Source organism: Mycobacterium sp. SM3041, assembly GCF_039668335.1.
Classification (GTDB): Bacteria; Actinomycetota; Actinomycetes; order Mycobacteriales; family Mycobacteriaceae; genus Mycobacterium.
Genome location: NZ_JAYXBQ010000007.1, coordinates 119,978 through 128,875, shown reverse-complemented (window position 1 = coordinate 128,875; position 8,898 = coordinate 119,978). Strand labels below are relative to the sequence as shown.

Below are 8,898 nucleotides of genomic sequence, written 5' to 3'. Positions count from 1 at the left end.
CGCAGGCCGACCACGTTCCACACGTCGTCGATGGTGTACTCGGTGCGCGGGATCAGGAAGCTGCCGAAGTCGACCGGACGGCCGTCCTTGATGACCGGGCCGCCGAGGAACGCCCAGGTCGCCTGTGCGGAGCCGGACGACCACTGCCACGAGCCATTGACGACATAGCCCCCGTCGACAATCGTGGCGGAGCCCATCGGGGCGTAGGACGAGGAGATGCGAACGGTCGAGTCCTCGCCCCAGACGTCTTCCTGGGCCTGCTGGTCGAACAGCGCCAGGTGCCAGTTGTGCACGCCGAGTACACCGGCCACCCAGCCGGTGGAACCGCACGCGCTGGCCAGTCTGCGCACCGCCTCGTAGTAGACGGTGGGGTCGCACTGCAATCCACCCCACTGCGCGGGCTGCAATAGCTTGAAGAACCCGACTTCTTCGAGCGCCGAAAGTGTTTCGTCAGGGATCGCGCGGATGTCCTCGGTGAGCTGGGCGCGGTCGCGGAGTAATGGCAACAGTCCGTCGACACCATCGAGAACTGACTGGCTGTCGCGCACCGTCTGGGCAATACCTTGCTCAATTGCAGTCATTGAACTGTCCTTCCGAGGCTGGGTTGGTTGCGACCGCGGTCCGTCGTGACCGGGGTCGGGGTTTCTCGCAGTCGCAGGTTCTCCGCGACTTCAGCGCGCCAAAACTCGTTGGCGGCAGTGGTATCCACCTCGTACTCGAAGCGATCGGTCATCTCCGGGGTGACATCGGCGGCATCGACGTAGAACTGCTCGTACCACCGTCGGAGTTGGTAGACCGGCCCGTCTTCCTCGACGAGGAGCGGATTGTCGATGCGTGTCTTGTTCTTCCATATCTGAACGTCCTGCAGGAAGCCCTTGCTGACACCGTCGGTGAACGCACGCAGCAGCATCGTGGTCGCTCCATCGGGCAGCCCCTCGGGGCGGCGCACCATGATTCCCCATTGCAGCACAAAGGAATCCGATGTGACCGGATAGTGACAGTTGACCAGGATGGCCTCGACCCGGTAGCCGCCGTAGCTGTTGTGCAGCCGGTTGATCATGAATGAGGGTCCGAAGTAGGACGCCTCGGAGTCGAGGATCTGTTCGCCCGCGTAGTGCGATCCACCCAAGTTCACGTCGGGCCTGCCGATCGTCCGGAGATACTGGGACGCGATGTGCCCTTCGAATACGTTCTTGAAGTAGGTCGGGAACCCGAAGTGGATGTAGTAGAAGTGCGCCATGTCGACGATGTTGTCGACGATCTCTCGGCAGTTCGAACCGATCAGCTCGGTGCGCCAAGACCATTGCGTCCAGCCCTCGTCGCCAAACTCCGGTAGTTCGGGGATGTCCAGGTGCGGTGACGGTGCCGAGCCCTCGGGGTCATGCCAGACGAAGAGGAGGCCTGCCCGGACACGTGATGTCCACACCCGGGTCCGTCCCAGCCGGGGAGCGCGTTTCGCATAGGGCACCTGCGCGCAGCGGCCGTTGCCGTCCCAGCGCCAGTCGTGGAACGGACATGCGACGGCGTCCTCTTTGATCTGACCTTGCGACAGGTCGCCACCGAGATGGCGGCAATAGGCGTCGAGGACGTGCGGAACCCCCGCACTGTCGGCAAAGACCACCAGCTTCGTTCCGAACGCGCTGATCGAATGCGGCTTGCCGTCCGTGAACTCCGACAGCAATCCCAGGCAGTGCCAGCCCCTGGCGAACCGTGTGGGCGGCGTGCCGACATCGATCTCGCGGACATCGGCGCTCGTCGAATTGGTCAACTCCGTCACCTCCAGGCGAGTGGCGCCCTACTAGAACGCGTTCCTTAAACCGTCGACTGGTCACCGTATGTCCAGGCAGAAGCTCGATATAGGGACTAATGGCTCTACTTTCTTCTGGGCGAGCGGCCAGACATATGGCGCGCTTCAGCAGCGCGGCGATCTCGTGGACTGCCTGCCGCCGAACCGGCGGAGTTGCGGAATGTCGACGCCTACCGGACGGCACGTGGCAGAGCCCTCCGGCCGGCCGTACGCATCTGGGATTCCGCGAGGCGGATCACCCGCGAAACATGCCGAACAGAGTCCACTTGGTAACACGGATTTAACAGCTGCTGCCTACGCTGCGGACATGGATCGCCAGAAGGAATTCGTGCTGCGCACGCTGGAAGAACGCGACATTCGCTTTGTCCGGTTGTGGTTCACCGACGTGCTCGGATACCTCAAGTCCGTGGCGATCGCGCCGGCCGAGCTGGAAGGCGCCTTCGAAGAGGGCATCGGCTTCGACGGATCCGCAATCGAGGGCTTCGCCCGCGTCTCCGAAGCCGACATGGTGGCCCGGCCGGATCCGTCCACCTTCCAGGTGCTGCCGTGGACCACCAAGAGCACCGGCAAGCACTACTCGGCCCGCATGTTCTGCGACATCACCATGCCCGACGGTTCGCCGTCGTGGGCCGACTCGCGGCACGTGCTGCGCCGGCAACTGGCCAAGGCCAGCGATCTGGGCTTCTCCTGCTACGTGCACCCGGAGATCGAGTTCTTCCTGCTGGAGCCCGGCCCCAACGACGGCTCGGTGCCGGTGCCGGCCGACAACAACGGCTACTTCGACCAGGCCGTGCACGACTCGGCGCCGAACTTCCGCCGGCACGCCATCGAGGCCCTCGAGTCGATGGGCATCTCGGTGGAGTTCAGCCACCACGAGGGCGCGCCCGGCCAGCAGGAAATCGACCTGCGCTACGCCGACGCCCTGTCGATGGCCGACAACGTCATGACGTTCCGGTACCTGGTCAAGGAAGTCGCGATCAACGAAGGCGTGCGGGCCACGTTCATGCCCAAGCCCTTCAGCCAGTACCCGGGCTCGGCGATGCACACGCACATGAGCCTGTTCGAGGGCGAGACCAACGCCTTCCACAGCGCCGACGATCCGCTGCAGCTGTCGGACGTCGCCAAGTCCTTCATCGCCGGCATCCTGACGCACGCCAGCGAGATCAGCGCCGTCACCAACCAGTGGGTGAACTCCTACAAGCGGCTGGTGCACGGCGGCGAGGCGCCGACCGCCGCGTCGTGGGGTGCGGCCAACCGCTCCGCACTGGTGCGGGTCCCGATGTACACGCCGCGCAAGGCCTCGTCGCGCCGCATCGAGGTGCGCAGCCCCGACTCGGCATGCAACCCGTACCTGGCGTTCGCGGTGCTGCTGGCCGCCGGCCTGCGTGGCATCGAGAAGGGCTACGAACTGGGGCCGCAGGCCGAGGACAACGTCTGGAACCTGACGCCCGAGGAGCGTCGCGCGATGGGCTACAAGGAGCTGCCGAGCAGCCTCGGTGTGGCGCTGGCCGAGATGGAGAAGTCCGAACTCGTCGCCGAGGCGTTGGGAGAGCACGTCTTCGACTACTTCCTGCGGAACAAGCGCAGCGAGTGGGAGACCTACCGCAGCCACGTGACACCGTTCGAACTCAAGGAATACCTGTCGCTGTGACGCCGTGACGGTGCGCTAACGTCGGGTGGTGCCCAACCCCGCGACGCAGCGTCCCAGACAGCCCAGCGTCGGGCGCCTCGGGTTGGTGGCGCCCACGGCGCGGGCCGATCTCGACCGGCTCGGCTGGAACACCGATGCGCACGTCCCGTTGTTGTGGTCGCTGTCGCGCGCCCCTGACGCCGACAGCGCCCTGCGTGCCATGGTGCGGATCGCGGACGCCCTCGAGGGCGACTGGGCCGAACTCAGCACACTGCTGGTGACCGACACGGCCCTGCGGGGCCGGCTGTTCGCCGTGCTGGGGTCGTCGCTGGCCCTGGGTGATCACCTGGTGGCACACCCCGCTTCGTGGCGACTGCTGCACGGTGACATCACGTTGCCGTCGCGCGCCGAGCTGCTCGAGGACTTCGAGCGGCTGGCATCCGAAGTCGCCGGTACCCCAACGGCTTCCGCGGTGCTGCAGACCTACTACCGGGACCGCATCCTGGTGCTGGCGGCGCTGGACGTCGCGCCGACGGTCGAGAACGAGCCGGTGCTGCCGTATGTCACGGTGGGGGAGCACCTGTCCGACCTGGCCGACGCGGCGCTCGCGGCGGCACTGGTCGTGGCGACCCGCACGGTGTGCGGCGACGAGCCCGGTCCCCGGCTCGCGGTCATCGCAATGGGCAAATGCGGTGCGCGCGAACTGAATTACGTCAGCGACGTCGACGTCATCTTCGTGGCGGAGACGGCGGACTCGGTGACCACCCGGGTGGCCGGCGAGATGATGCGGTTCGCCGGCGAGACCTTCTTCGAGGTCGACGCGGCGCTGCGGCCCGAGGGCAAGGCCGGCCAGCTGGTCCGCACCCTGGAGTCGCACGTCGCGTATTACCAGCGCTGGGCCAAAACCTGGGAATTCCAGGCGCTTTTGAAGGCCCGCGCGGCCGTCGGTGACGCCGAGCTGGGCGAGCAGTACATCGACGCGCTGATGCCGATGGTCTGGACTGCTTGTGACCGTGAGGATTTCGTGCCCGACGTGCAGGCCATGCGGCGCCGCGTCGAGGATCTCGTGCCCGCCGGGGTGCGTACCCGCGAGCTGAAACTGGGCAAGGGTGGCCTGCGGGACGTCGAGTTCGCGGTGCAGCTGTTGCAGCTCGTGCACGGCCGCAATGACGATTCGCTGCACGTCGCCTCGACGGTCGACGCATTGGCGGCGCTCGGCTCCGGCGGTTACATCGGCCGCGACGACACCGCGAATCTCACTGCGTCCTATGAGTTCCTGCGGCTGCTTGAGCACCGGCTGCAACTACAGCGACTCAAGCGCACCCACCTGCTGCCCGAGGACGGCGACGACGAGGCGTGGCGCTGGCTGGCGCGCGCGGCGCACATCCGGCCCGACGGTCAGCACGACGCGCTCGGCGTCCTGCGCGAGGACCTGAAGCGGCAGAACATGCGGGTGTCCCGCCTGCACGCCAAGCTCTTCTATCAGCCGCTGCTCGAAGTGGGAAACCAGTTCGGCCCGAGCCTGACCACCGCCGCGGCCGAAAGACAGTTGGCCGCACTGGGTTACGAAGGCCCGCAGAGCGCCCTGACGCACCTCGCCGCGCTGACGAGCGCCAGCGGTCGCCGCGGCACGGTGCAGCAGGTGCTGCTGCCGACGCTGCTGGACTGGCTGTCGGACACCCCGGATCCGGACGCGGGCCTGCTGGCGTACCGGCGGATCAGTGAGGAACTGGGGGACCAGCGCTGGTTCCTGTCCACCCTGCGTGACGAGGGTGCCGTCGCCAAGCGGCTGATGCGGGTGCTGGGCACGTCGGCCTATGTGCCGGAGCTGCTGATGCGGGCGCCGGAAGTCCTGCAGCAGTACGCCGACGGTCCGCAGGGGCCGAAACTGCTTGAAGTGGAACCGGATGCGGTGTTCCGCGCGCTGGTCGCCTCGGCCGGCCGGCACGCCGACCCGGTCCGCGCCATCGCCGCGGCACGCACCCTGCGCCGTCGCGAACTGGCGCGCGTGGCGTCGGCCGACCTGCTGGGGCTGCTGCCGGTGGTCGACGTCTGCAAGGCGCTGACCTCGGTGTGGGTCGCGGTGCTGGAGGCCGCGCTCGATGCGGTGATCCGGGCACGCTCGGGACCCGCCGGCCCGCCGGCGCGCATCGCCGTCATCGGCATGGGCCGGCTCGGCGGCGGCGAACTGGGCTACGGGTCGGACGCCGACGTGATGTTCGTGTGCGAACCCGTCGAGGGCGCGGCCGGGGCGGACGAGTCCGCCGCGGTGCGCTGGGCGATCGGGGTCGCCGAACAGGTGCGGACGTTGTTGGGGCAGCCCAGCAGCGACCCGCCGCTGGAGGTCGACGCCGGGCTGCGGCCGGAAGGCCGCAACGGCTCACTGGTGCGGACGTTGGCGTCCTACGAGTCGTACTACGCACAGTGGGCGCAGCCGTGGGAGATTCAGGCCCTGCTGCGGGCCCACCGCGTGGCGGGGGACCTGGAACTGGGTGAACGATTCCTGCTGATGGCCGACAAGACCCGGTACCCGCCCGGTGGCGTCTCGGCGGACGCGGTGCGCGAAATCCGGCGCATCAAGGCCCGCGTCGACGCCGAGCGGTTGCCCCGCGGCGCCGACCCGAACACCCACACCAAGCTGGGCCGCGGTGGCCTGGCCGACGTGGAATGGACCGTGCAGTTGCTCCAATTGCGTTATGCGCACCAGGTTCCCACGTTGCACAACACCTCGACGCTGCAGACGCTGGACGCCATCGAGGCGGCCCAGCTGATCGAGGGCGACGAGGCGGACATCCTGCGGCAGGCCTGGCTGACCGCGACCCGCGCGCGCAACGCCCTGGTGCTGGTGCGCGGCAAGCCGACCGACCAACTGCCCGGTCCGGGCCGTCAGCTCAACGCGGTCGCGGTGGCGGCCGGGTGGCCGAGCGGCGACGGCGGCGCCTTCCTGGACAACTATCTGCGCGTGACCCGTCGTGCCAAAACCGTGGTGCGCAAGGTGTTTGGGGAGTAGGCAGCGTGAGTGATTTTCCGTTCGACGTGATCAGCGATGCGGAATACGAGCGTCAGCTGGCGGTGTACCGACCGTTCACCGATGCGGTGCGCAGGCTGATCGACGCCGGCATCCGGACCGGTGTCGACGAGGCCACCATCGCCGAGGCGCAGGCGGCGATCGAATCGGTCACCGACCGGCTCGTGGCGGTGCAGCACAACAGCACCTCGACGCTACGGAACGCGGACACCGGACGGCCGCTGGCCTACACGAATCCGGCTGTGGGCGTGCGCAATGCGATTGCCCCGCCGATGGAGATCCACCACGAGGGCGGGCAAGGGGACGGCCGGTGCTGGGCCGAGTTCGAACTGGGCCTGCCCTACGAAGGGCCGCCCGGCCTGGTGCACGGTGGCATCTGCGCCCTGGTGCTCGACCACATTCTCGGGGAGGCGGCCAGTGACGGGCTGACCAAGCCCCATTTCACGGGGACCATCACGTTGCGGTACGTGCGGGGGACCAAGCAGGGGCCGGTGCGGGCCGAGGCCTGGATCGACCGTGTCGACGGCGTCAAGACGTTCGCCCGCGGCACGCTGTCCGATGTCGACGGTGTCAGCGTGGAGGCCGACGGCATCTTCATCAGGCCCTCCTGGGCGCGCGAGTGAGGTTCTACGTCTCCCTGGCATTCCTCGACATCAGCGAGGTGACCGAGATCGCCCGGGCCGCAGATGATCTCGGCTACGACGGCATCGCCATCCCGGACCACGTGGTGAACCTGGAGACGCTGAGCACGCCCTACCCGTACACACCCGACGGGCAGCGGCGCTGGCAGCCGTTCACGCACTGGCCGGACCCGTGGGTGCTCGTCGGTGCCCTGTCGCAGGTGACCAGCCGCGTGAAATTCGTGACGACGGTGTACATCCCGGGGATGCGTGACCCGTTCTCGGTCGCGAAGTCGGTCGGGACCGCGGCCTGTCTGTCCGGTGGCCGCGTGGAGTTCGGTGTCGGTGTGGGCTGGTGTGCCGACGAATTCGCCTTGATGGGGCAGGCTTTCGAGCGCCGCGGCAAGCGCACCGACGAGATACTGGAGCTGATCCGGCAGCTGTGGCAACCGGGCTGGACATCGTTCGACGGCGAGTTCTACCAGGTGCCGCGGCTCGAGATGGAGCCGACGCCGCCGCCGGTGCCCATCTACGTCGGCGGGCTCAGTGAGATCGCCCTGCGCCGGGCTGCGCGCAACGACGGCTGGATCGGCGACTTGATCACCACCGACCAGGCCATCGCCGCGGCGACGCGGGTGCGCGAACTGCGGGTCGAAAACGGTTTACCGCTCGAGGGTTACGAGATCCTGACACCGCTTGCCGACGCCTATCTGCCGGAGCATTTCGAGCGCGCCGCGCGGGCCGGCATCACCGGCAACGTCACGATGCCGTGGATGTTCTACAGCGGTCCGACGGCCACGCTGGCCGAGAAGATCGACGGACTCAAGCGGTTTCGCGTGGACCGGGGCCTGTAACTAGCGTTTGCGCAGCGCGTCCAGCGCGATGGCGCCACCGCCGGTGAACACCAGCAGGAACAGCGCGAAGCAGTAGAGCACCGCCGGCTCGCCGCCATTGGCGATGGGCAGCAGGCCCTTCGGCTGGTGCGCCATGAAGTAGGCGAAAGCCATTTCGCCGGAACCGATGAAGGCCGCGATGCGGGTGGCCAGACCGGTGAACACCAGGATGCCGACGATCAGCTCGATGGCGCCGGCGTACCAGCCCGGAAAACTACCGAAATCCGGTGCGGCCATGCCGGGATTGGTGTCGACGGGCCACTTGAACAGCGTGGTGGCGCCGTGGAGCGTGAACAGGAAGCCGATGACCATCCGGAACACGGAGAGCACGATGGGAGCTACAGCGTCGAGCCGGGATTCGATGTCAGTCTGAGCCATGGCGACATCATATGAGGTTCCTGTGACGCGCCAGGTGCTGCGAGATTGCGGAATGGGAGCAAATTCTCGCGATTTGCCTCACAGCGCCGCGGCGACGGGTGCTGAGCCACCGGGCTGCCCCTCCCCGGAGGGAGAGGCAACCCGGCTACCGGTCATCCGATAGCGGCCCGGCCGTAGTTGTCCGCGTAGGCATTCGCGACTCCGGGCAGGATTTCGACGATGGCGAAATACCGGTCCCACAGCGGTGTTTCGCGCAGCTCTTCGACCGCCAGCTCATACTCGTGCGGGTCTGCGGCCGTCAGCATCCAGACATCGGTGACCCGGGCGGTGTAGAACTCCGTGTCGTACCACGTGAAGTTGACCGCCTTGTGGCGATCGAGGATCGGCTGCAGATGCAGCGTGAGTTCGTCGAACCGTTTAGCGACCGGGAAACCGAGCCACTCGGGGTTGGTCTTGACCAACAGGAAAACCGTGAACATGGGCGAACCTCATTCTCTCGCTTGTGAATAGGGCTGGAGAGAAACGAAAAAGGCCAACGAATC

8 protein-coding genes are annotated in these 8,898 nt (G+C 67.2%); 4 read left to right on the top strand and 4 right to left on the bottom strand.

From position 1 onward, the window contains the following. Together VXD91_RS03700 and VXD91_RS03695 are read right to left on the bottom strand one after the other, a co-directional pair. Positions 1–581: acyl-CoA dehydrogenase family protein (locus VXD91_RS03700; RefSeq protein WP_346414666.1), on the bottom strand; the 581-nt coding region annotated here is incomplete at its 3' end. Beyond that, entirely contained in the window at positions 578–1,777 is a 1,200-nt protein-coding gene (locus VXD91_RS03695; RefSeq protein ID WP_346414665.1) for a Rieske 2Fe-2S domain-containing protein, read from the bottom strand. The genes VXD91_RS03695 and VXD91_RS03700, both read right to left, overlap by 4 nt. Positions 1,778–2,114: 337 nt before the next feature. Here VXD91_RS03695 and glnA point away from each other — a divergent pair, with 337 nt between their 5' ends. Genes glnA through VXD91_RS03675 form a run of 4 tightly spaced genes read left to right on the top strand, consistent with a single transcriptional unit; the run spans position 2,115 to position 7,939 of the window. Beyond that, the gene (gene glnA / locus VXD91_RS03690; RefSeq protein ID WP_064859259.1) at positions 2,115–3,458 is read left to right on the top strand and encodes a type I glutamate--ammonia ligase; all 1,344 of its coding nucleotides are present in this window, start codon (positions 2,115–2,117) and stop codon (positions 3,456–3,458) included. 28 nt (positions 3,459–3,486) lie between these two features. After that, positions 3,487–6,447 carry a bifunctional [glutamine synthetase] adenylyltransferase/[glutamine synthetase]-adenylyl-L-tyrosine phosphorylase gene (locus VXD91_RS03685; protein WP_346414664.1) on the top strand — a complete coding sequence of 987 codons (2,961 nt, stop codon included), beginning with the start codon at positions 3,487–3,489 and terminating at the stop codon, positions 6,445–6,447. 5 nt (positions 6,448–6,452) lie between these two features. After that, positions 6,453–7,088 carry a PaaI family thioesterase gene (locus VXD91_RS03680; protein WP_346414663.1) on the top strand — a complete coding sequence of 212 codons (636 nt, stop codon included), beginning with the start codon at positions 6,453–6,455 and terminating at the stop codon, positions 7,086–7,088. Next, a complete protein-coding gene (locus VXD91_RS03675) occupies positions 7,085–7,939 on the top strand; it encodes a TIGR03619 family F420-dependent LLM class oxidoreductase (RefSeq protein WP_346414662.1) in 855 nt (284 codons plus the stop codon). Before VXD91_RS03680 ends, VXD91_RS03675 begins: the two co-directional genes overlap by 4 nt. Here VXD91_RS03675 and VXD91_RS03670 read toward each other — a convergent pair whose 3' ends face one another. Further along, entirely contained in the window at positions 7,940–8,356 is a 417-nt protein-coding gene (locus VXD91_RS03670) for a DoxX family protein (protein WP_346414661.1), read from the bottom strand. Between the two features lie 152 nt (positions 8,357–8,508). After that, positions 8,509–8,835, bottom strand: coding sequence for a darcynin family protein (locus VXD91_RS03665; protein ID WP_346414660.1), 327 nt, complete (start codon positions 8,833–8,835; stop codon positions 8,509–8,511). Positions 8,836–8,898 lie beyond the last annotated feature (63 nt).